At 69.8% G+C, this 21119-nt stretch carries 22 protein-coding genes; 9 read left to right on the top strand and 13 right to left on the bottom strand.

Going from position 1 to position 21119, the window contains the following annotated elements:
- Nucleotides 1-8: 8 nt before the first annotated feature.
- Nucleotides 9-779 (bottom strand): SDR family oxidoreductase, encoded by a 771-nt coding sequence (locus WA670_RS37545; protein ID WP_336161009.1) that lies wholly within the window; start codon nt 777-779, stop codon nt 9-11.
- A gap of 69 nt (nt 780-848) precedes the next feature.
- On the opposite strand from WA670_RS37545, the gene WA670_RS37540 reads away from it, so the two are divergent.
- Entirely contained in the window at nt 849-1673 is an 825-nt protein-coding gene (locus WA670_RS37540) for an SDR family NAD(P)-dependent oxidoreductase (protein WP_336161008.1), read from the top strand.
- A gap of 471 nt (nt 1674-2144) precedes the next feature.
- Here the strand turns inward: WA670_RS37540 and WA670_RS37535 are convergent, their stop codons facing one another.
- Nucleotides 2145-3377, bottom strand: coding sequence for an NADH:flavin oxidoreductase (locus WA670_RS37535; protein WP_336161007.1), 1233 nt, complete (start codon nt 3375-3377; stop codon nt 2145-2147).
- 139 nt (nt 3378-3516) lie between these two features.
- Between WA670_RS37535 and WA670_RS37530 the strand changes: the two genes are divergently transcribed.
- Nucleotides 3517-3792: a hypothetical protein gene (locus WA670_RS37530; protein ID WP_275295147.1), complete on the top strand. Its 276-nt coding sequence runs from the start codon at nt 3517-3519 to the stop codon at nt 3790-3792.
- On the opposite strand, the gene WA670_RS37525 is transcribed toward WA670_RS37530, so the two are convergent.
- The 5 genes from WA670_RS37525 to WA670_RS37505 are packed head-to-tail and all read right to left on the bottom strand — an operon-like array spanning nt 3786 to nt 8073.
- Nucleotides 3786-5180, bottom strand: a complete 1395-nt coding sequence (locus tag WA670_RS37525; protein WP_336161006.1) for an amidase — start codon at nt 5178-5180, stop codon at nt 3786-3788. The two genes, WA670_RS37530 and WA670_RS37525, sit on opposite strands and share 7 nt — an antisense overlap.
- Nucleotides 5181-5202: 22 nt before the next feature.
- Nucleotides 5203-5964: an SDR family NAD(P)-dependent oxidoreductase gene (locus tag WA670_RS37520; RefSeq protein ID WP_336161005.1), complete on the bottom strand. Its 762-nt coding sequence runs from the start codon at nt 5962-5964 to the stop codon at nt 5203-5205.
- Nucleotides 5961-6605, bottom strand: a complete 645-nt coding sequence (locus WA670_RS37515) for a PaaI family thioesterase (protein WP_336161004.1) — start codon at nt 6603-6605, stop codon at nt 5961-5963. The genes WA670_RS37520 and WA670_RS37515 overlap by 4 nt, the downstream gene beginning before the upstream one ends.
- Nucleotides 6605-7378 carry an SDR family oxidoreductase gene (locus WA670_RS37510; protein WP_336161003.1) on the bottom strand — a complete coding sequence of 258 codons (774 nt, stop codon included), beginning with the start codon at nt 7376-7378 and terminating at the stop codon, nt 6605-6607. The genes WA670_RS37515 and WA670_RS37510 overlap by 1 nt, the downstream gene beginning before the upstream one ends.
- Nucleotides 7379-7428: 50 nt before the next feature.
- Nucleotides 7429-8073, bottom strand: a complete 645-nt coding sequence (locus tag WA670_RS37505) for a TetR/AcrR family transcriptional regulator (protein WP_051728922.1) — start codon at nt 8071-8073, stop codon at nt 7429-7431.
- Between the two features lie 142 nt (nt 8074-8215).
- Here WA670_RS37505 and WA670_RS37500 point away from each other — a divergent pair, with 142 nt between their 5' ends.
- The 4 genes from WA670_RS37500 (at nt 8216) to WA670_RS37485 (ending at nt 11655) form a co-directional block, all read left to right on the top strand.
- The gene (locus WA670_RS37500) at nt 8216-9709 is read left to right on the top strand and encodes an FAD-binding protein (RefSeq protein ID WP_336161002.1); all 1494 of its coding nucleotides are present in this window, start codon (nt 8216-8218) and stop codon (nt 9707-9709) included.
- A 69-nt stretch (nt 9710-9778) separates the two neighbouring features.
- Complete coding sequence (locus tag WA670_RS37495) at nt 9779-10279, top strand: TetR/AcrR family transcriptional regulator (RefSeq protein WP_037812265.1); 501 nt, start codon at nt 9779-9781, stop codon at nt 10277-10279.
- A 12-nt stretch (nt 10280-10291) separates the two neighbouring features.
- On the top strand, nt 10292-10642 hold the full coding sequence (locus WA670_RS37490; RefSeq protein WP_037812266.1) for a hypothetical protein: 351 nt from the start codon (nt 10292-10294) through the stop codon (nt 10640-10642).
- A complete protein-coding gene (locus WA670_RS37485) occupies nt 10642-11655 on the top strand; it encodes an alpha/beta hydrolase (protein ID WP_336161001.1) in 1014 nt (337 codons plus the stop codon). The genes WA670_RS37490 and WA670_RS37485 overlap by 1 nt, the downstream gene beginning before the upstream one ends.
- Nucleotides 11656-11708: 53 nt before the next feature.
- On the opposite strand, the gene WA670_RS37480 is transcribed toward WA670_RS37485, so the two are convergent.
- From WA670_RS37480 to WA670_RS37460, 5 genes are all read right to left on the bottom strand, one after another.
- Complete coding sequence (locus tag WA670_RS37480; protein WP_134728642.1) at nt 11709-12629, bottom strand: VOC family protein; 921 nt, start codon at nt 12627-12629, stop codon at nt 11709-11711.
- Between the two features lie 29 nt (nt 12630-12658).
- On the bottom strand, nt 12659-13843 hold the full coding sequence (locus WA670_RS37475) for an acyl-CoA dehydrogenase family protein (protein ID WP_037812269.1): 1185 nt from the start codon (nt 13841-13843) through the stop codon (nt 12659-12661).
- 100 nt (nt 13844-13943) lie between these two features.
- Nucleotides 13944-15551: a class I adenylate-forming enzyme family protein gene (locus WA670_RS37470; protein ID WP_336161000.1), complete on the bottom strand. Its 1608-nt coding sequence runs from the start codon at nt 15549-15551 to the stop codon at nt 13944-13946.
- 89 nt (nt 15552-15640) lie between these two features.
- Nucleotides 15641-16126, bottom strand: coding sequence for a nuclear transport factor 2 family protein (locus tag WA670_RS37465; protein ID WP_134728639.1), 486 nt, complete (start codon nt 16124-16126; stop codon nt 15641-15643).
- 1 nt (nt 16127) lies between these two features.
- Nucleotides 16128-16976 carry an LLM class F420-dependent oxidoreductase gene (locus WA670_RS37460; protein WP_336160999.1) on the bottom strand — a complete coding sequence of 283 codons (849 nt, stop codon included), beginning with the start codon at nt 16974-16976 and terminating at the stop codon, nt 16128-16130.
- Between the two features lie 159 nt (nt 16977-17135).
- On the opposite strand from WA670_RS37460, the gene WA670_RS37455 reads away from it, so the two are divergent.
- The 3 genes from WA670_RS37455 (at nt 17136) to WA670_RS37445 (ending at nt 20253) form a co-directional block, all read left to right on the top strand.
- A complete protein-coding gene (locus tag WA670_RS37455; RefSeq protein ID WP_336160998.1) occupies nt 17136-17960 on the top strand; it encodes an IclR family transcriptional regulator in 825 nt (274 codons plus the stop codon).
- Nucleotides 17961-18065: 105 nt separating this feature from the next.
- Nucleotides 18066-19214 carry a Rieske 2Fe-2S domain-containing protein gene (locus tag WA670_RS37450; protein WP_238605507.1) on the top strand — a complete coding sequence of 383 codons (1149 nt, stop codon included), beginning with the start codon at nt 18066-18068 and terminating at the stop codon, nt 19212-19214.
- A 247-nt stretch (nt 19215-19461) separates the two neighbouring features.
- The gene (locus WA670_RS37445) at nt 19462-20253 is read left to right on the top strand and encodes an SDR family NAD(P)-dependent oxidoreductase (protein ID WP_336160997.1); all 792 of its coding nucleotides are present in this window, start codon (nt 19462-19464) and stop codon (nt 20251-20253) included.
- Nucleotides 20254-20276: 23 nt separating this feature from the next.
- Here the strand turns inward: WA670_RS37445 and WA670_RS37440 are convergent, their stop codons facing one another.
- Entirely contained in the window at nt 20277-21116 is an 840-nt protein-coding gene (locus tag WA670_RS37440) for an alpha/beta fold hydrolase (RefSeq protein ID WP_336160996.1), read from the bottom strand.
- Nucleotides 21117-21119: the final 3 nt, after the last annotated feature.

Raw genomic sequence — 21119 nt, 5'->3', positions numbered from 1 at the left:
GGTCCTCCTCAGGCGTTCGGGGTGTGCTGGAGGAAAGCGGGCCATTCGCCGCCTCCGTCCACATTGAGCACTGCTCCGCTGACATGGCTCGCGAGCGGCGACGCGAGCAGCAAACAGGCTTGGCCGACCTCGGCCGGCGACGCGAACTGTCCGCGCGGGATCGTCCGGGCGACCGCGTCGCGCTGTGCCGGATCGCCGTAGTGGTCCTCGGAACCCGGCGTCTCGACCAATCCGCAGCTGACCGCGTTGACCCGCACCCGCGGAGCCCACTCGACCGCCAAGCTGGTCGTGAGACTTTCCAGCGCCGCCTTCGCCGCGCCGTACACCGCGGTGCCCGGGCTGGGCCGCCGCGCCGAAATCGACGTGATGTTCACCGCCGACGCCCCGGGCGTCTCGCGCAGGATCGGATGCGCCGCCTGGAGGACATACGCCGCGGACAGGAAGTTGAGCTCGTTGATCTTGCGGTGAAACCGCGGCGACGCCTCGGCGAACTGCGCGAACGGCGCGCCGCCCGCGTTGTTGACCACGACGTCGAGCCGTCCGTGCCGCTCGCCGATCTCCTCCAGCCACTGCCGGACCTGCTCCGGCTCCCGCACATCGACCTGCGTGAACCGCGGCTTGCGGCCGTCCGCCTCGCGCAGCTGCCCGGGTTCCGTGCGTCCGCAGATCTCGACCTTGGCGCCCGCTTCGAGGAACGTCGCCACGATGCCGTCGCCGACTCCGCGCGCTCCGCCGGTGACGAGGACGACGCGATCGGTCAGGTCGAAGCTGACAGGCATGCTGCTCCTTCTCGCCGGGAGCGCTCAGCTTACCAAACAAATGCTAGGTTGAGGACGAGGAGGTTTTCCATGCCACAGGAAGCAATCCGGCGAGTCAGCATCGTCACCGGGGGCGCGCTGGGGATCGGCGGGGCGACCAGCCGCCGCCTCGCCGCGCGCGGGGACCTGGTCGTGCTGAACGACATCGACGCCCCGGCCGCTGCCGCCGCGCGCGCCGAGATCGAGGCGGCCGGCGGCGAGTGCGAAACGGTCATCGGCGACATCGTGGCGGACGAGGTGGTCGAGGCCGTCACCGCCGCGGCCCTGCGCCTGGGCGACGGACGGATCGACGTCCTGGTCAACAATGTCGGCGATTTCCGCCCCGCTTCCCGGGATTTCCTGCACAGCACGCCGGAGCAGTGGGCGCGCTTGCATGAACTGAACCTGCTGCACGTCTTCAAGCTCACGCACCAGGTGCTGCCGCACATGATCTCGCAGGGCTCCGGCGTGATCGTGAACAATTCGACGGTGGAAGCGTTTCGCGGCATCCCCGGGCACGCGGTGTATTCCGCTTACAACGCCGGAGTTTCGGCGTTCACGAAGAGCCTGGCCGTCGAGGCGGGACGGCATGGCGTGCGGGTGAACGCGATCGCGCCGGATCTCGCGGACAGCCAGCAGACTCCCGCCGCCGCGATGCTGCGCGACAACGACCCGGCGGCGATCGAAACCTGGGTGCCGCTGGGCCGGTTCGGGCACGTGGACGAATACGCGAAGGTGATCGAGTTCCTGACGACGGACGCGGCTTCCTACGTCACCGGCCACACGATCCCGGTGGACGGCGGGACGCTCGCGGCGTCGGGATGGTATTTGCGGACGAACCGGAAGGGGTTCACGAACTTTCCACGGGAAACGTGAGGCGGTGAGGCGGTCCGGCTCCCTTCGGCTCACGCCACCCACGGCCCCGTCCTCGCCTCACTGCTGCCCGTCCTCGGCCCGTCACAGCCCCGCCTTCACCTCACCACGGCCAGTCCTCCCCCACTACAGCCCCGTCTTCACTCCCCCACAGCCCGTCCTCACCCCGCCACAGCCCCGCCTTCGCCCCGTCACAGGCCGTCCTCACCCCGCCACAGCCCTGCCCTGACCGCACCACGGATTCGTCCCTCGCCCCGCGTCGGCCCTGCCGTCGCGCCGCCAGGCCCCGTCTTGGCCGCATCGCGACTCCGCCCGCCCACCAACACTCGCCGAGCCCGCGCACCACCACGGCCCCTCCCACGAGCCGCCAACCCCCGCCCGGCCCACGCGCAGCCGACCAGCCGGGCGGCAACCCGAACGGTGCCTCGTGAGTGTTCATACCGGTTAGAACCGGTATGAACACTCACGAACCGCTCAGCCCACGTACCCCGCAGGCTTTCCCCAGTCCGCACCCCGGGTCGTAGTCCGGTCCACCAGCACGCATCGCGTCCCGGTGAAGTTCGTCGGCATGCACTTGTTGCAGTGGATGCACAACGACGGCGTCTCCGGCTCCGCCGCGATGCGATTCACCAGATCCGGCTCGCGCAGCAACGCCCGCCCCATCGCGACGTACTGGAACCCTTCCCGCATCGCCAAATCCATCGCCGCGCGGTCGGTGATCCCGCCGAGCAGCACCATCGGCAGCTTCACCGCGGCTCGGATCTGCCGCGCGTCCTCGAGCAGAAACGCGTCCCGGTAAGGATATTCGCGAATGAAATGCTTCCCGACCGCCTGCACGCCCAATTTCAGCGGCTGCGGCATCACCGCCGCGAACTCGCGGACCGGCGCGTCCCCTTTGAAGAGGTACATCGGGTTGAGCAGCGACGATCCGGCGGTCATTTCGAGCGCGTCGCAGGTGCCGTCGGCTTCGAGCCACTGCGTCACCGGGATCGCCTCGTCGAGCCAGAAGCCGCCGGGTGCGCCGTCGTCCATGTTCATTTTCACGATCACCGCGATCCGGCCGCCGACGGCGTCGCGCACCGCACGCATCGTGTCGCGCGCGAGCCGGGCGCGGTTTTCCAGCGAGCCGCCGTATTCGTCGGTGCGATGGTTGAGTTTCGGGCTCAAGAAGGAACTGATCAGGTAGTTGTGTCCTAAGTGGACCTCGATGGCGTCGAAGCCGCACTCGATGGCGCGCAGGGCCGCGTCGGCGTGGGCGCGTTTGACGCGTTCGATGCCCGCGTGGTCGATTTCCTGGGCGAAACTGAGCGTCGTCTTGTGGAAGTACCGGCTCGGCGCGAGCGCGGGCAGCCCGTTCCCCTTCGGATTCGCGACCGGCCCGCCGTGCCCGATCTGCGCCGAAACCGCCGCGCCCTCGGCGTGCACCGCGTCGGTGAGCACGCGCAGCCCGGGCAGCGATTCGTCGGTCCAGTAAATCTGATGCCGGTCGGTGCGGCCTTCCTTGGCGACCGCGCAGTAGGCGACCGTCGTCATCCCGACGCCGCCCTTCGCGTAGCCGACGTGGAAATCGACCAGATCCCGGGTGACCCGGCCGTGATGGCTGAGCCCCTCGTAGGTCGCCGCCTTGACAACGCGATTGCGCAACTGCACCGGCCCGAGCCGGGCAGGAGCCAGCGGATCGGGCGGAGTGGGGGTCGTGGAAGTCACCCTGCCACGGTAGGAAACGGAGGGACTGGCCCGCTCCCACGATCTCGGTGACCGGGAGAGCGGCGGGCTCTTGAGTGCGGTAACGCCGGGGCCGGGCCCGGCGACTTCTCTTCATGCCTCACCGGAGGAGAAGCCGCTCATGACCGATTTCAAGCCGCGCCCCCGCTATCACCCCGACGCGTTCACCGGCCCCGTCGCGATCGCCGAGCGGCTCAAGGAAGCGTCCGAGACGGACGGGCCGACGGACTACGCGAACCGGATCAACCTGGAGATCCTGGGCCAGCTCGCGGCGATCCGACGGCACGCGCTGGTCATCGCCACCATTGTCGTGCTGTGGGCGATCCTGACCTCGATCGGGATCATCGTCATCATGGCGCAGCTGCTAAGCAGTGCGTCGCCCGCATACCGCTACTGAGGGACCGGCCAGGGAGCCGCTTCCTCCAGCTGCGCCGCCAACGACAACAGCAACCCCTCCTGCCCCAGGTCCGCCGCGAACTGCACTCCCAGCGGCAGTCCGTCGTCGTCCCTTCCGAGCGGCAGTGAGATCGCAGGCATCCCGGTCACGTTGAAAACGCTCGTCCACGCCGAGAACCCAGCCGCGTGCTCATAAATCGACGCGGGATCCGTCGTGTCCAGCAAGCCCAGCGGCGGAGTCGGGAGTGGCAGGGTCGGCGTGAGCAGCACGTCGTAGGAGGTGAAGACCTGCCCGACCTCCCACCCGATCTCCTGGGCCCGCCGCAGGGCGCGGTGGAGTTGGTTGGCGGTCAGGCCCCGGTAGTGGTCCAGCAGCAGCTCGGTGAACGGCTCGACATCGCCCGGCCGCAGTTCGCGGCCCAGGGCGGCCAGCCGGTCTTCGACGATCACCACCAGGTCCGCGCCCATCAGCACTCCGCCGGTCGTGCGGACGTCCGGGAAATCGAACGGGGCCACGGTTTCCTCGACGTGATGGCCTAGTTCCTCGCACAGTTTCGCCGTCTGCTGCACAGCGGCAAGGCACACCGGATGCGGGTCGACGCCGGTTCGGGCTTGGGTGGCGAGGCCGATGCGGAGGCGGCCGGGGGTGCGGCGGGTCGCGTCGAGGAAGGTGCCGGGAGACGTCGGGGCGGCGAAGGCTTCACCCGGGAGTGGTCCGGCGATCGCGTCCAGCAGGGCGGCGCTGTCACGGACAGTCGTGGTCACCGCGTGGGCGACGGAGACTGGGGCGGCGAGGGTGCCGGAGTCGGGGGCGCCGGTGGTGCGGCCGCGACTCGGTTTCAGGCCGACCAAACCGCACATGGCCGACGGGATGCGGATCGAGCCGCCGCCGTCGGTTGCGTGGGCGGCGGGGACCAAGCCCGCGGCGACGGCGGCCGCGGAACCGCCGCTGGAGCCGCCGGGTGAGCGGGACGGGTCGTGCGGGTTTCGGGTGGGGCCGTGCAGTTGCGGTTCGGTGCTGGCGTTGAGGCCGAATTCCGGGGTGTTGGTGGTGCCGAGGATGACCAGACCGGCGCGTTTGTAGCGGCGGATCAGTTCGCTGTCCACTGTGGACACCGCAGAGGCGAAGAGCGCGCTGCCCTGGGTCGCGGGGAGACCGGCGATTTCGGCACCGAGATCCTTGACCAGGAATGGGACTCCGGTGAGCGGGCCGTCCGGGAGTCCGGCGTCGATTTCCGCGAGCGCGGCTTCGAAGCGACGGCCGACGACGGCGTTGAGCTGCGGATTCGCCTCCTCGATGCGGACGATCGCTTGCTCGGCGGCTTCCCGGGCGGACAGGTCGCCGCGGCGGATGGCGGCGGCGGTGTCGAGGGCTGAAAGGGTGGACACAGCGAGGTCTCCTCAGAAGGGCTCAGCCGAAGAAGGCTTGGCCGCCGTCGAGCGGCACGGTGGCTCCGGTCAGGTAGCGCAGGTCGGAGCCGACCAGCGCGACGACGGCGCGGCCGATGTCCTCCTCGCATTCCCCGATCCGGCCCATCGGAATGGTCGCGACGAATTTTTCGGCCTCTTCGGGATTGTGCTCGGTCCACCATTTCAACCCGGGCGACAACGCGTGCGGCGCGATCGCGTTGACTCGGATCCCGTCGCGCGCCCACTCCACTGCGGCAGTGCGCGACAGCGAGCGCAAGGCTTGTTTCGCTGCGGCGTAAGCACCGTAGGTGGTGGGATCCCAACGTACCATCGCTGATGTGACCAGGTTGACGATCGAACCGTCACCGGTCGCCTTCAAATGCGGGTGTGCAGCTTTCATGAACGCGAAAGCCGCGAACGGGCCGGTCTCGAAACCGCGCGCGAAATCCTCGTCGCTCATTTTTAGCAATGGACTGAAAGCGCCGGAGTACGCATTGTTGACCAGAATGTCCAGCCGGCCGAACCGCGCAACAACCTCGTCGACAACGCCGGGAATAGCCGTAGTATCCGCGACATCGCACTCGAACGGTTCCGCGGAAGCTCCCCGCTCGCGCACGAGGCGGCAGGTCTCGTCCAGTTTGGTGCGCGTACGCCCGAGAACCGCGACCGACACCCCCTCCCCTGCCAGCGCCAGCGCGATTCCTTGCCCGACGCCTTGTCCGGCACCCGTCACCAGGGCCACCCGGCCCGCGAGCGTGTTCATCGGCCTCCTTCGTCTGGGGCAACCGGTCGCGCGACGTGTTTCGCCACGAAAATGCCGTCGGCGGAAACGCAAACCTGGCCGCCGGCGAGAATTTCGCCGGTGGTGTGGATCCGGCGGCCCTCGCTGGATTGCTGCCGCGCGCGAATCGTCAGTTCCTCGAAGAGCGGGGTCGTCCGGTGGTAGCGGACGCTGAGCGTGCCGGTCATTCCGTCCGGCCCCGGCCTCCAGCTGTTGGCGACGCCGAGCGCGTGATCCAGCAGCAGCGCGGAAATCCCGCCGTGCACACAGCCCGGCGGACCCTGATAAGGCAGGCCGAGCGTCACGGTTCCGGTGACCGAGCCGTCCGGCAAACCGTGCAAGTGCAGCGGCGGGGCGAGCGCGTTTTCCGGGCCGGTGACGGGATCGTGGCGCGGTCGCCCGGCCCACATTCCGACGAACCGGTCGTGCCGCTCCGGCGCGTGTTCTTCGAGCTGGTCGGCGATCCGGTCGAGTTCGCGGGCGATCTCGGTCATCGGCGCGGCGCTGTCCGCACCCGCGTGCAGGAGCGCGCTGACCACCCGGCGGGCGGCCGCGACGGCAGCGTCGATGCCGTCGTCGTTCGGAACGGGCGACAACGGGACGTTCTCGGCGTAAGTCGTCATCAGTAGTGCGCCGCCGGGCGGAGGGTCGCCTCGGCACCGCCGTCGACGTAGACGACCTGGCCGGTGATGTGCGTGGTCGCGGCATCAGCGAAGTACGCCAGGACACGCGCGACGTCTTCCGCAGCTGCGTAACCGTGCAGCGGCATCGGGACTGCTTTGTCCATCACGGCTTTCATCTGCGGGTCGGCGAAAAGCCCGTCGGTCATCGGCGTCCGGACCACGCCGGGCGCGACCACGTTGACCGCGATTCCCGCGTCGGCCCATCCTGCCGAAACCGACGTCCGGCGCGCCCATTGCGCGATCGCGGACTTCGAGGACGGGTACAGCTGGAGCGCGCGATTGTCCGCGATCGCCGCGCGGGCGGCGGTCAGTGCGGCTTGCTCGTCGCCGCGCAGGCAGGCGTCGACCACGGTGGGGTCGTTCGGCTGGGTCCCGGAGATCGAGCCGACCAGGACGACCCGCGGCGCCTCGGATTTCGCGAGCAGCGGCTGCAGGGCTTCGATGAACTCGGTGCTGCCGAAGTAGTTCACCGTGACCATGGCTTCGCCGGGGTTCGACGTGCCGGCACAGGTCACCACGGCGTCGACCTGTCCGGTGCGCTTGCCGACCTCCTCGGCGGCAGCGGCGCGGCCGTGCGGGGTCGAGAGGTCCGCGTCCACGTCGCTGCCCGCGAGGTCGACGCCGAGGACCTGGTCGCCGCGTTCGGCGAGGAGACCGCTGAGCGCCGCCCCGATCCCCGAACTCGCTCCGGTGACGACGACGGTGCGCGGCATGAGGGCCTCCTGAGGTGGGGTTCCGGGAACGGCCCCGACGCTACGAGGACTCAGCCCGGCGCGGCGGTCCCATCCCGGTCACCGGGAGAACCCGGCCCGCCCAGCCCCGCCAGCAGCAACCGGCAAGCCAGCACCGTGTCCGCTTCCGCTTCCTCGGCGGTGATGTGCCCGTTCAGCTGGGACGTCAGCACGCCGTACCAGGTCTGCTCGATCAGCCGGACCAGACGGCGGTCGTGCTCGCTCGCCTCGGCCACCCCGGCGACGCGCAGGATCAGGTCGGCGAACTCCACCGTCGCGGCCATGTTCGGCGACTCCCCCGCGACGGTCGCGTTGTTCGACTGCAGCATCGCCTGCGCGAGCCGCGGCCGTTCCAGCAGGCGGCGGGCGGCGTCGACCAACACGCGCGCGACCGCCTCGGCCGGTTCCTGGCCGGGTTCGACCGGGACGCTGTTGCGGTCCAGCTGCTCGACCTGGCTGTGCAGCAGCGCGGTGAACAGGACCGTCTTGGACGGGAAGTACCGGTAGAGCGTGGCGATGGCGACGCCGGCGTCGCGGGCGACGTCGAGCATCTGGATCCGGTCGAGGCCGTGCTCGGCGCCGTGGTCCGCGGCCGCTCGCAGGATGCGGCGGTAGCGCTCCTGCTGCGCGGGCGAACTCGGCGTGGCCGGCGCCCGGTTTTCGGCGACTCTCGGCACCGCGACTCCTCCGCTCGTGATCAGGCCATTCTCGCGCACGATCCTCCCACCGGGCGCCGCCGCTACCGGTGAGTGGGATGACCGCGCCCCGGCGCGCCGCGGATGCGGTTGGCTCGCCGGGTCGCGACGACTTGGAGGACTCATGGCTTTCGACGACCAGTTCGACGTGGTGGTGGTCGGGTCCGGCGCGGGCGCGCTGACCGGCGCGTACCTCGCTGCCTGGGCCGGGTTGCGCACCGCGGTGGTCGAGGCCGCGGACCGGCTCGGCGGGACTTCCGCGTACTCCGGCGCGGCCTGCTGGCTGCCCGGCACGCAGGTCCAGGAGCGGTTCGGGGTCGCGGATTCCACCGCCGCCGCGCGCGAGTACCTGCGCGCGCTGCTCGGCGAGGACCGGACCGGGCGGCAGGAGGCGTTCCTGGCGAAGGCGCCGGAGCTGGTCGCGGCGCTGGAGGCGGATCCGGCGCTCGAGTTCGAATGGCGGGCGTTCCCGGACTATTTCGACCGGCCCGGCCGCGTCCCTGGCGGACGCTCGTTCGTCCCGGTCGACCTGCCGCTGTCCGAGCTGGGCGAACGGGCCGAGCTGGTGCGTCCGCCGGTAGACCGCGACCGCGCCGGCCGCGGGCACCGCGACGCCCCGTTGGACGGCGGCCGCGCGCTGATCGGCCGGCTGCTGCTGGCCTTCGACGCGACCGGCAACGGCACCGTCTTCACCAGTACGCCGGTCGACGAGCTGGTGGTCGAGAACGGGCGGGTCGTCGGCGTCGGACCGCGGCGGATCGGGGCGACCTACGGCGTGCTCATCGGCGCCGGCGGGTTCGAGCGGAACGCGGACCTGCGGGAACAGTCCGGCGTGCCCGGCTCGGCGGCGTGGTCGATGGCACCCGCGGAAACGAACCGCGGCCAGGTCCTGGCGGCGGCGATCGCACTGGGCGCGGCCGTCGACCTGATGGACGAGGGCTGGTGGTGCCCGGGAATCGCGATGCCGGACGGCGGCGCGTCGTTCACGCTCGGCTTCCGCGGCGGACTCGTCGTCGACCGCGACGGGCGGCGGTATGCGAACGAATCGCTGCCATACGACCAGATGGGTCGTGAGATGGCAGCGGACCCGGCGCGGCGGATCCCGTCGCACATCGTGTTCGACAGCCGCGAGGGCGGACGGCTGCCCGCGATCGCGTTGCCGGGCGGACGGCCGGACGACCATCTGGCGGCCGGCACCTGGGTAGAAGCGGACACGCTCGCGGAGCTGGCGAAGCTGATCGATGCTCCGGAGCTGCCGGAGACGGTCGCCCGCTTCAATTCTTTCGCCGAGGCTGGGCACGACGCGGATTTCGGCCGGGGTGAGGACGAATACGCGCGGCACTTCGCGAATCCGGTACTGGTGCCGGTAGATCGCCCGCCGTTCCGCGCTGCCCGGCTGGTGCTGTCGGACCTGGGCACGAAGGGCGGCCTGGTGACCGATCCGGACGCCCGGGTGCTGCGCGAGGACGGTTCGGCGGTGGAAGGCCTTTACGCGGTCGGGAATTCAGCGGCTTCCATGACCGGCGGTTACTACCCGGGGCCGGGTATTCCGTTGGGCACCGCGATGGCTTTCGCTGCCCGGGCGGTCGACGATCTGGTGGCGCGGGCCGGAAGCTGATCCGGAGCCGCAATTTTTAAGGAACGATCGTTCTTGACTGATCGTTCCTCAAAAGGCTACCGTCAGGACATGGGCAGGCGAAGGGCATTCGACGAGGACGAGGTGGTGCGCGCCGCCGTGGGGTTGTTCGGCGGCCGCGCGTACGACGGAGTGTCCGTCGACGACCTCGTCACGCACCTCGGCGTGCACCGCAACAGCTTGTACAAGACGTTCGGCAGCAAGCGCGGCCTCTATCTGGCCGCGCTGCGCCGCCATCTCGCCGACGACGTCCGTCCCCTGGCCGAAGCGCTCGCCGCGGCGCCGGACGCCGCGACGGCGCTCCGGCTCGTCGCGTCGGCTGACCTCGGCATGCTGCTGCTCGCGGCGGTCGAACGGGCGCCGGCCGACGAGGAGGCGGCTGCCGAGGTCGCCGAGGCGCTGGCCACGCTCGATCAGGCGATTGCCGACGCGCTCGGCATTTCCACCGCACTGGCCGCCGCCCTCACGTCCGCCGCACTGGGCCTCCGCTTGCGCGGCGACCCCGGCGACCCGGGCACCGCGCTGGCCCAACTGCTCGATCCCCTTAACTGACAAGGAAAAGACATGGCATTGGTCACCATCGACGGCGGCAACCTCGTCGTCGTGATCGAAGGTCTCGACAAGCTGTGGGCCTTCAAGAGCAGCCTGACCATCCCGCTGGCCAACGTCCGCGGCGCGACCGCGGACCCCGGCATCGCCGCCGACCCCAAGGGGATCCGCGCGCCCGGAGCCCACGTGCCCGGCGTGATCACGGCGGGCACGTTCCACCTCGACGGCGAAAAGGTCTTCTGGGACGTCAAGGATCCGGCGAAGGCCGTCGTGCTCGAACTCGCCGACGAGCGCTACGCCCGCCTCGTCCTCCAAGTCGACGACCCGCGCACGACCGTCGCACTGGTCGAGAAGGCGCTGCGCTGATGCTCTCCCACCTCGCAGCAGTCGCACTGACCATGGCCGCCCCCGTCGCGGCGGTGCCCGATCTCGTGCCCGCTGCCGACCGCGAAATCGTCTTCACCGTCGAGGGGACGCCGACGTACGGCACCCTGCACGTTCCCGCGCACCGAGCCGGCCAACGTTTGCGCGCCGCGCTCCTGCTGCCCGGCAGCGGCCCCACCGATCGCGACGGCAACCAGCCGCGCATGTCCCCGAACACCCTGGCGCAGGTAGCTGATGCGCTCGACCGCGACCGGGTCGTCACGCTGCGGTTCGACAAGTACGGAACCGGCGCCACTGGGCTCGGCGCCTACCGCGACCATCCCGAAACGCTCGACTATCCGGCGTTCGTCCGTCAGGCGAAAGCCGCCTACGAGACGTTGCGCGAACAGCCGGAGACAGCACCGCACGCGCTGACTGTCGTCGGGCACAGCGAAGGCGCGATGACCGCGCTGCTGCTCGGTGGCTCAGTCCGTCCCCGCCCGGCCGGCCTGGTGCTGCTGCAACCCCAAGCCCTCCGCTTGCTGGACCTGGTCGCGCTGCAGCTGCACGCCCAGATCGCCGAGGCGGCCCGCCACGGCCAGCTCGACCCCGAGCAGCAGCGGACTGTCGACGCGGCGATCGACGCCGCCGTCACCGCCCTGCGCGAACACCGGCCGGTCGACGCCACCGGCCTGCCGCCCGCCGTCGCGCAGCTGTTCCAGGGCTTCCAAGGGCAGAACGGCCGGTTCGTGGACAGCGACGACGCCGTCTACCCGCCTGCCACCGCCGCGGCGCTGCGGCCGGGGACCAGGGTGCTGCTTACCTGTGGCACGAATGACGCGCAAGTTCCTTGCGCTACAACGGATGCGCTGACCGTCGCCCTGCGCCGCGCGCACGTCGGCGGACCGGGCCGGGTGCGGCTGCCCGGAGTGGACCACCTGCTGCACGACGCCGGCCATCCGGATACGCCCGCGCCTGCTGTGCTCGACGCCCTGCATCGATTTGCGGGGCGCTGAGGGGTCGTGAGTGGCGATCGCGGTGCTAACCGGGATCGCCACTACACCCACCCTCACTGCGGCGAAGTGAACGCCGCCAACTGCTCCGACCCGGACCAGTCGTGCCCCCAATAACTGTCCCGCGTGATCTCCTCCGCCGTATAGAACCGCTCGTCCACCAGCATTCCCTCGGTCCCGTACTCCAGGTCCCACCCGCCAGGCGCCCGGACGTAGAACGAGACCATCTTGTCGTTCGTGTGCCGCCCCAGCGTCGAGGACACCGAGAATCCGCGTTTGCCGACCTCGTCCAGGGCTCGGCCGACCGCGTCGAGGGAGTCGACCTCGACCATCAGGTGCACCAGGCCGGGCGGTTCGCCGTGCGGGGCCGGGCAGATCGCCAGGCTGTGGTGGCGCTGGTTGACGCCCATGAACCGCACCCGGCGGGGTTTCTGGTCCGGGGCCGCGCCGCCCATCGCGACCGCGCCGCGCGGGAGGAAGCCGAGCACCTCGGTGTAGAACGTCTCGACCTCGGCGAAGCTCGTCGTCGGCAGCACGACGTGGCCCATGCCCTGCGCGCCGGTCACGAACTGCTGCGTCCACTTCGTCCGCACCGGGTCGTGGTCGAGGACCGGGCCGAAGAACACCTCGACCGGGGTGCCGGACGGGTCGTCGAAGGTGAGCGCCGAATCGACGCGGCGTTCGCGGCATTGCTGTTCCGACAACACTTTCACCGCGGTACCGGACGCCTCCACCGCGCGCCCGACGGCGGCCAGCGCGAACTGGTCGCGCACCTCCCAGCCGACCGCGAGCACGCGGTCGTCCTCGCCGGGCAGCACGATCAGCCGTGCCTCGCGCTCGTCCATCCGGAGGTACAGGCCGTCGGCGACCGGGCCGGCCGACTCGGCGAAGCCCAGCGCCTCCACGGTCAACTCGCGCCAGCGCGGCACGTCCCGGCTCTGGACTCGGAGGTATCCGAGCCCTCGGATCTCGGTCATGGCGAAACTCCTTGCGGGGTGGGAAAAAATCAGATCATGGACAGCATCGGTCCGGGCGGCGGCTCGACGTCGAGGTCGGTCAGCGCGGACGCGTGGAACACCGAACCGGGCACGTGGATCGCGTGCGCCAGGCCCATGTGGCCGTCGCGCCAGAACCGCTGGATCGGGTTGTCCATCCGCAGGCCGTTGCCGCCGCTGCGGGCGACCACCTCGTCCATCGCGCGCACCGCCCGCCACGCCGCAGCGACCTGGGTGCGGCGCGACGCGGCACGGTCCGCGAGCGTCGCCGGCTCGCCGGCGGCGGCCTTGTCGTAGAACCGGGAAACGTTGTCCAGCATGGCGATTCGCGACGCTTTGATCTCCTCGGCGGCGGCGCTGATCGCGTACAGCACGTACGGATCGTCCTTCACCCGGGTGCCGGTGATTTGCACGCGCGTGCGTTGATATGCCAGATGCGCGGCCAACGCACCTTCCGCGATGCCGATCACCGCGGACGTGATGCCGAGCGGGAAAATCGTCGTGAACGGGACGCCGTACGTCGGGTTGGCGCGACCGGATTCCCGCAGCGCGCTGCCGTCGGTCATCCGGCTGAACGGCACCGCGCGGTACTCCGGGACGAACGCGTCCTTGACGACGATGTCCTTGCTGCCCGTGCCGCGCAGGCCGACGACGTCCCAGGTGTCCTCGACGATTTCGTAGTCCGCGCGCGGCAGGATCACGTGGTAGTTCCGGGGCGGCTGCACCACATTGCCGTCCGCGTCGCCGAGGAAACCGCCGAGGAAAATCCAGTCGCAATGGTCGGTTCCGGACGAGAACTGCCACCGTCCATTGAAGACATACCCGCCGTCGACCGGCTTCAGCACACCCATCGGCGCATACGGCGAAGCGATCCAGGTGTCGTTGTCCGCACCCCAGATTTCTTCCTGCACGCGACGATCGCAGAGCGCCATTTCCCACGGGTGGACGCCGACGATCCCGGCGACCCAGCCCGTCGAACCGTCGAGCGAAGCCAGCCGCATCACCGTTTCCGCGAATTCGCGCGGATGCGCTTCCGCACCGCCGTAATCGGCGGGCTGGAGCATTTTGATCGCGCCGGTTTCCCGGAGCACCTTCGCCGCTTCGTCGGCGAGCCGGCCGAGCCGCTCGTTTTCCGGTCCGAGCGCGGCGATCTCTTCGGACCGTTCCTCGACGGCGGCAAGAGCGGGATGGGTCATGGCGCTTCCCTTTCTCCGGTCCGGATACGGTGCGGTCCCGGCTGCCCTGAGCCTCCCAGCGGAACCCGCGAGCGCGCGGGTGCGCTCCCGGTCAACGGGATCAGGGCCGCGGCACCTGGTTCCGCACTACCTTGCCGGTCACGTTGCGCGGCAACGGTTCCGTCCCGATCCGCCACCGCGACGGGACCTTGTAATACGCCACCCGCTCGGCCGCAAACGCCCGCAGCTCCTCCGCGTCGACCGGTGCCGAGACCACCACGACCGCAGCCACTTCCTGCCCCAGGTCGACATGCGGTACGCCCAGCACAATGCATTCCCGCACCGCCGGGTGTTCCGCGAGCACGTTCTCCACCTCGGCCGGATAAACGTTCTCCCCGCCGTGCAGGATCAAATCCGAACGCCGTGCGGTGAGCCGGAGCAGCCCCTCGGAAAGAACCCCGATGTCCCCGGTGTGCAGCCACCGATCGGAGTCGATAGCGGCCGCGGTGGCCTCGGGGTCTTCCCAATAGCCGAGCATCGTGAACGGACTGCGGACGCAGATCTCCCCCGCACTGCCGTCCGGCATCACCTCGCCGAACGCGTCCCGGATCTCCAGTTCCACCGTCGCGATGGGACGCCCGACAGTACCGGGGAAAGCGGCCAGATCATCCGCATTGGCAACGGAAATCGCCGTGGACGATTCCGTCAGCCCGTAACTGTCGACTAATCCCTGTTCCGCTATCGGGAGTTCCGCGCGCAGCCGTTGTTGAAAGGCCGGCGAAGAAGGCGCAGCACCGAGCGTGAACGCAGTCAGCGAAGAAAGATCATACCGCTCGAGGTCGCCGTGTTCCAGCAGCCGGTGCGCCATGGTCGGCACGACGCCCCAGTTCGTCACCCGCTCAGCCTCGACCAACCGCAGCACCCGCTCCGCGTCGAAACCGCCCTGGTGCACCACGACCGCGCTGCCGTCGGCGAGCCGGGGCACCACCAGGTTGTGCAGTCCGGCGATGTGGAACAGAGGCACCCCGAGCAGGTACCGCCGCGCGGACGGCTCCGCCGGATCGCCGAGCGCACGGGCGATTTCGCTGTTCAGGCGGTGGAACTCGATCACCGACGTCAGGTTCCGGTGCGTGTGCACCGCGCCTTTCGGCCGTCCGGTGGTGCCGCTGGTGTAAAGGATGACCGCCGGATCGTCCTCGGCCACAACGCACGAAGGCAGCGGTACCTCCCGGCGCGCCAGCCGGGGAATGTCCTCCTCGACGGTAAGCACCGGCACGCCGTCCAGCAGCGCGGCCCGCTTCGAGTCGGCGACCACCAGCGACGGTCGGGTATGACCGAGCGCGTACGCCAGCTCCGGCCGCGACCACCACGCGTTGTAGCCGACCGCGATCGCGCCCAATGACACGGTCGCCCAGAACGCGACCACCCACTCCGGACTGTTCGCGGCCGCGATCGCGACCCGGTCGCCCTTGCCGATCCCGTACTCGTCGCGAAACGCACAGGCCACCGACGCCACCTGCCGGGCGTGTTCGGCGAAGGTGATCCGCCGGTCAGCCGTCACCAGATACTCGCGTTCACCGTGCCGCGCCGAGGCCGCGAGCACCTCCCCCAGCGACCGCGCGCGATGGGCGAACACCGTCATCGGCACGCCCAGCACCTCTTCGGTGCGCAGTTCGCACGGTCCGCCGGGCGCGGTCAGTGCCTGCCGAGGATCAGCGGAGAGGCTCATCCAAGGTCTCCCTCCTCGCACCGGTGCGGGCGTGATTGTGCCTGCTCGCGGCGGGGAGCGCCGGGCCGATTCCAGTGACCGGGACCGGCTCAGCGGAACGCTGGCTCGCCGTACGCGCCTTGCCGCAGCAGCCCGGGCGACTCGGCCCGGCCGTCGAGAACCCGGTTGGTGCGCCGGGTGACCTTCCAGCCCTCGTCGGTGCGGGCGAGCGCCCAGTGGTTCGCGGTGGCGCGCCGGATGACAAAGCGGTCGTCCTGATATACCACCATCAGCGAGTGGCAGACTGCGATCGCCGTGTCGCCGTCGACGGTCACGTGCGGCGGGCCGACGAAGTGCGCGCATCCGCCGGAGATCCAGCCTTGGTGGGCGCTCGACCGCACCATCCGGGCCAGCTGTTCCCGGCCTTCGAGGTAGATCTCGTCGACGTCGTACGCGCCGTCTTCGGTCCACAGCGCGGCGACGTCCTCGGCCGCGCCGGCGTCGACGAGCGGACCGTACGCGGCGATCAGCCTGCTGATCTCGCGTTCGTCCTCCAGCCGCGCGAGCCGCGCTTCCAACTGGGCGATCCGGTCCACTTCAGACCTCGCTTCCTAGCTCGGCGAGCGCTTCGAGCTGCTCGCGGTAGTGGTCGGCCGAGTGCGCGGCGATCCGCGCACTGACCGTCGTCGCCCCGGCCTCGACCACGCGGGCCAGCCGCTCCCGGCAGGAGCCCGCGCCGGGGTCCAGCGGCCGTCCGGGCGACAGCACGACCTGGAAGCCCTCCGGCAGCGCGACCGTGCCGAGCATCCGGCGCAGATCTTCCAGCGACAATCCGAACGGGACCCAGCCGTCGGCCAGCTCCACCGCCCGCCGGAGCGAGCGCTTGGTTCGGCCGCCGATCCACAGCGGGACTTTCGCCTGGACGGCATGCGGTTCGACGATCATCCCGGCGAAGTCGTAGTGCGGTCCGCGGTACTCCGGCAGCCGCTGCGACAACGCGGCCCGCAGCGCCCGCAGCGCGTCGTCGGCCCGCTCGCCGCGCTGTTCGAACGGCGCGCCCAGCAGGTCGAACTCCTCCCGCAGCGATCCGACGCCCAGGCCGAGCACGAGTCGTCCGCCGCTGACCGTGTCGAGCGTTCCGTAGCGCTTCGCGATCTCCAGCGGGTGGTGATATCCCAGCACGAGCACCTGCGTGACCAACCGGATGCGGCTGGTACGAGCAGCCAGGAAGCCGAACGTCGCGAGCGGATCCCAGTACGTCGAGCCGCGCTGCTCCGCCACCTCCACCGGCACCGCGACGTGCTCGCTGCAGGTCAGGTGATGGAAGCCGAGACGGTCCGCGGTCTCCGCGATCCGTGCCAGGTCTTCGATGCCCGCGCTGTCCTCCCAGGTGTTCGGATCCCCCGGCAGCCGGGTCACCACGGGGCTCACGAGGCCGATGTCCATGCCGCCATGCCTACCGGCCGCCGCGCCGGCGCGAGCGCGTTCTCCCGCTGATCGGGAGCCGTGCCGCACTCGTGACCCGCCGCGTGTTGACGCTCCGGGAGGCCGCCGTGTTACCGTCAAAACTAGAAATGATTTCAATTCGTCCGCGAGGAGCACAGCATGACGGTGGTCGCGATCGAAACGGACTCCCTCGGCACGGATGTCGCGCGGGACCGCGCCCTGCCGCCGTCGATGGTCGAGCGGATGACGCTGATCCTCGACGCCTTCGACGCGCCGAGCACCCGGCTCACCCTCGAGCAGGTCGCGCGCACGACCCATCTCCCCCGTTCGACCGCGCACCGCATCCTCGACCAGCTCGTGCGGCTGCAGTGGCTGTCGCATTCGTCGTTCGGCTACGCGCTCGGTGCACGGGCGCTGAACCTCGGCGGCACCGGCGGCAACCACCTCGAACTGCGCGAGGCGACCGCGGCCGTGCTGCACGAACTGCAGTTGCGCACCGGGATGGTCGCGCACCTGGCGATCCTCGACGGCGCCGACGTCCGGTATCTCGACAAGGTCGGCGGCCGGTTCGCCGCGGTCGTCCCGTCGCGCGTCGGCGGCCGCGCGCCCGCGCAGTGCACCGCGCTCGGCAAGGCGATGCTCGCGTGGCTGCCCGCCGAACAGGTCGAGGACCGGGTCATGCCGACGCTCGACCGCCAGACCAGCCGCACGATCTGCGACATGGTGACGCTGCACCGCGAACTCGGCCGGATCCGCGACCGCAACGGCCTCGCCTTCGAACGCGGCGAATGCTTCTCTGACATCTCTTGCGTCGCCGCTGCCATCCGAGGCCCGGAAGGACCCGAGGCGGCGATCTCTCTCGTCGGCGACGCCCAGACCGCACTGGAGCGTGTCGCACCGCTCGTCGTGGTCGCCGCGCGGCAGGTCACCCAGGAGTTGTACCCGATGGTCCGGCTGCGCACCGCCGAACCTGCCTGGAACTGACCGTCCATAAAGGACTCTCAGTCACCGAGACGCCAATGGCCTCGGGGCTGCCCGCCGTTCTACGTTCAGTCTCGCAGAAGCGGGGCACTGGAAGGAGATCCGACGATGACCACAGTGGAGCCGGCACCGGACGAGGTCCGCGTGATCGAGGCCGGCGCGGCGCCCACGCGGTTCGCCCGCGGGTGGCACTGTCTCGGGCTGGCCGAGAGCTTCGCCGACGGCAAGCCGCATCCGATCACCGCGTTCGGGCAGAAGCTCGTGGTGTTCGCCGGCGAGGACGGCAAGCTCAACGTGCTCGACGCGTACTGCAGGCACATGGGCGGCGATCTGTCGCAGGGCACGGTGAAGGGCAACGAGGTCGCCTGCCCGTTCCACGACTGGCGCTGGGGCGGCGACGGCCGGTGCAAGCAGATCCCCTACAGCCGCCGGGTTCCGCTGCGGGCGCGCACCGCCGCGTGGACGACGATGGTGCAGGACAAGATGTTGTTCGTCTGGAACGACCCGGAGGGCAATCCGCCGCCCGCCGACGTCGTCATCCCGCGCATCGAGGGCGCCACGCGCGCCGACTGGACCGACTGGACCTGGTACGAAACGCACGTCGACACGAACTGCCGCGAGGTCGTCGACAACGTCGTGGACATGGCGCACTTCTTCTACGTCCACTTCGCTTTCCCGACCTACTTCAAGAACATCTTCGAAGGACACGTCGCCACCCAGCTGCAGCGCGGGACTTCACGGGAGGACGTGCGTCCGCCCGCGAAGGACGGCCAGCCGAAGGCGCTTGGCAACACCTCCGTCGCCTCGTACTACGGGCCGTCTTTCATGATCGACGAGCTGACATATCACTACGAGGGCATGGACATCGACGCCGTCCTCATCAACTGCCACTACCCCGTCACGGCGAATTCGTTCAAGCTGCAGTACGGGATCATCGTGAAGCGCACCGACAAGCTTTCCGGCGCCGAAGCGGAGGAAACCGCGCGCAAGATGGGCGATTTCATCCGGATCGGCTTCGAGCAGGACGTGCAGATCTGGAAGAACAAGACCCGGATCGAGAACCCGTTGCTGTGCGAGGAGGACGGTCCGGTCTACCAGCTGCGGCGCTGGTACGAACAGTTCTATGTGGACGTCGCGGACGTCACGCCGGAGATGACCGAGCGGTTCGAGTTCGAATTGGACACCGCGAAGCCGAATGCCGCGTGGCGCAAGGAGGTCGAGGAGAACCTCGGCCGCCGGACCGGCGAGCGCGTCTGATGGCCGTCCGCCCCGACAACCGGCTGCTGGACGAGCCGATGCGGCCGGTCCGATGCGGAACGTGCGAGGCTTGGCTGAAGGTGCGCAAGAGCAGCTGGTATCAGACGAGCATCCAGTGGGATACCACGGCTTCCGAGCGCTGTGTCGAACGATCCGCCTGTGCTGAGGACCTGTTCCGCGGCTGTCACGCGCTCCAGGATTCAATTGACCGGGCGGTTGCGGACGGGGGAATTCCGGTGGCTGGCGAATGAGCACGCACGAGAAGTACGGGCCGTGGGCGGTCGTCGCGGGCGGTTCGGAGGGTGTTGGCGCGGCGTTCGCGCACCAGCTCGCCGAGGCCGGGATCAATCTGGTGCTCATCGCACGCAAGCCTGAACCGTTGGCGGAAACTGCGGCCGCGGTCGAAGCGCGGGGGGCGGAAGTCCGCACTGTGCAAGCGGATCTGCTCGATCCGGAGGCGCTTTCGGCGATCCGGGAAGTGACAGACGGGCTTGAGGTCGGTTTGCTGATCTTCAACGCTGGAGCGAACAGTTACGGGCACGAGTTCGTGACCGGGGATTTGTCGAAGGTGCGCGGAGTAATCGATCTGAACATCACCGCGCAGCTCGCGCTGACACATCACTTCGGCGCGCTGATGGCAGCACGCGGGCGAGGTGGGATCTTGCTGGTCGGCTCGCTGGCGGGGTATCTCGGGCAGGCGGAGATCAGCGTGTATTCCGCGGTGAAGGCGTTCGGCCGGGTGTTCGCCGAGGGGCTGTGGCTGGAGATGCGGGACCGCGGCGTCGACGTCCTCGAGCTGGTGCTGGGGGTCACCCGGACTCCGGCGATGGAGCGGGCCGGGCTGGCGTTCGACCTGCCCGGGCTGAACGTGGCCGAGCCGGAGGACGTCGCGCGGGAGGGTCTGGCGCACCTCGCGGACGGGCCGGTGTGGGTCGCGGGCGGGAACCGCGCCACCGCGGAGAAGCGCAGCGGATTCCCGCGTGCCGAACTGGCGCTCGCCGCGCACGAGGCAACGCGAAAGCTGCTCCCGGCGCGGTAATTCACGCGGAGACAGGGGCGGACTCAGGCCGAGTCCGCCCCTTCTTTCGTCAGGAATCCGCTGACCGCGGCGTGGAAGCCAGCCGGGTCCTCCACCCACGGCAGATGACCGGCTGGCAACTGGACGCGCGACGCCACCGGCAAGGCGCGTTCCAGCGAGTCCACCGCCGAGCGCGGCCGGATGTCCGCTGTTCCGTCCACGATCAGGGTCGGCACCTTCAACCCTTCGCACTGACCACGCAGGTCCGGCCAACGCTCGCGGTTCAGCGCCGCGTTGCACTCGAAATTCACGCCGAACCACGGGTCAGCCATGACTTCGGCGTGTTCCAGAGCGCGTTCCCGGTCGGCGAAGTCCGCTGACCACTGCAGGACGCAGTACTCCCGGTCTTCCTCCGCGGTGCGGTCCTTGGCTGCCAGCGATTCCCACCGCATCAGGCGGTTTCCCAGAGAGTTGCGGAGGTTGCGTTCGTAGTCCGCGTGCCAGGTCGAGTCGTCGTCGATTCCGGTGCCGGAGACGTAAACCAGCTTCGTCACGCGATCCGGATGCGCCAGCGTGTAGCGCAACGCCAGCTGCGCACCCCACGAGTGGCCGAGCAGCGCGACGCGGTCCCAGCCGAAATGGGCTCGGACCGTGTCGAGATCGGTCACTGTCGTCTCCACCGAGTACGGTCCCCGCCGCTCCGACCGGCCGCATCCTCGCTGGTCCCAGCGACAGACGGTCGCGGCTGCCGAAAGGTCAGCCGCGACGTCCGCCATCATGTCCCACAACCCCGGGCCGCCGTGACAGAAGACGACCGGTTCGCCGTCGCCCGTCTTCGCCGCCCAAAGCCGGATACCGTCTTCCGTCCGCACCGCTTGCTCCACGCG

Origin of the sequence: Amycolatopsis sp. VC5-11 (assembly GCF_037034185.1) — a bacterium.
GTDB classification, from domain to species: domain Bacteria; phylum Actinomycetota; class Actinomycetes; order Mycobacteriales; family Pseudonocardiaceae; genus Amycolatopsis; species Amycolatopsis nivea.
This window is presented reverse-complemented; position numbering and strand designations above follow the sequence as displayed.

Excerpts from the sequence above, each read along its gene's own strand:
- WA670_RS37490 (WP_037812266.1), top strand. The coding sequence starts at position 10,292 with ATGGCATTGGTCACCATCGACGGCGGCAACCTCGTCGTCGTGATCGAA.
- WA670_RS37510 (WP_336161003.1), bottom strand. The coding sequence starts at position 7,378 with ATGCCGCGCACCGTCGTCGTCACCGGAGCGAGTTCGGGGATCGGGGCG.
- WA670_RS37485 (WP_336161001.1), top strand. The coding sequence starts at position 10,642 with ATGCTCTCCCACCTCGCAGCAGTCGCACTGACCATGGCCGCCCCCGTC.
- WA670_RS37455 (WP_336160998.1), top strand. The coding sequence starts at position 17,136 with ATGACGGTGGTCGCGATCGAAACGGACTCCCTCGGCACGGATGTCGCG.
- WA670_RS37520 (WP_336161005.1), bottom strand. The coding sequence starts at position 5,964 with ATGAACACGCTCGCGGGCCGGGTGGCCCTGGTGACGGGTGCCGGACAA.
- WA670_RS37475 (WP_037812269.1), bottom strand. The coding sequence starts at position 13,843 with ATGACCCATCCCGCTCTTGCCGCCGTCGAGGAACGGTCCGAAGAGATC.
- WA670_RS37480 (WP_134728642.1), bottom strand. The coding sequence starts at position 12,629 with ATGACCGAGATCCGAGGGCTCGGATACCTCCGAGTCCAGAGCCGGGAC.
- WA670_RS37450 (WP_238605507.1), top strand. The coding sequence starts at position 18,066 with ATGACCACAGTGGAGCCGGCACCGGACGAGGTCCGCGTGATCGAGGCC.
- WA670_RS37460 (WP_336160999.1), bottom strand. The coding sequence starts at position 16,976 with ATGGACATCGGCCTCGTGAGCCCCGTGGTGACCCGGCTGCCGGGGGAT.
- WA670_RS37530 (WP_275295147.1), top strand. The coding sequence starts at position 3,517 with ATGACCGATTTCAAGCCGCGCCCCCGCTATCACCCCGACGCGTTCACC.
- WA670_RS37495 (WP_037812265.1), top strand. The coding sequence starts at position 9,779 with ATGGGCAGGCGAAGGGCATTCGACGAGGACGAGGTGGTGCGCGCCGCC.
- WA670_RS37545 (WP_336161009.1), bottom strand. The coding sequence starts at position 779 with ATGCCTGTCAGCTTCGACCTGACCGATCGCGTCGTCCTCGTCACCGGC.
- WA670_RS37470 (WP_336161000.1), bottom strand. The coding sequence starts at position 15,551 with ATGAGCCTCTCCGCTGATCCTCGGCAGGCACTGACCGCGCCCGGCGGA.
- WA670_RS37515 (WP_336161004.1), bottom strand. The coding sequence starts at position 6,605 with ATGACGACTTACGCCGAGAACGTCCCGTTGTCGCCCGTTCCGAACGAC.
- WA670_RS37500 (WP_336161002.1), top strand. The coding sequence starts at position 8,216 with ATGGCTTTCGACGACCAGTTCGACGTGGTGGTGGTCGGGTCCGGCGCG.
- WA670_RS37445 (WP_336160997.1), top strand. The coding sequence starts at position 19,462 with ATGAGCACGCACGAGAAGTACGGGCCGTGGGCGGTCGTCGCGGGCGGT.
- WA670_RS37540 (WP_336161008.1), top strand. The coding sequence starts at position 849 with ATGCCACAGGAAGCAATCCGGCGAGTCAGCATCGTCACCGGGGGCGCG.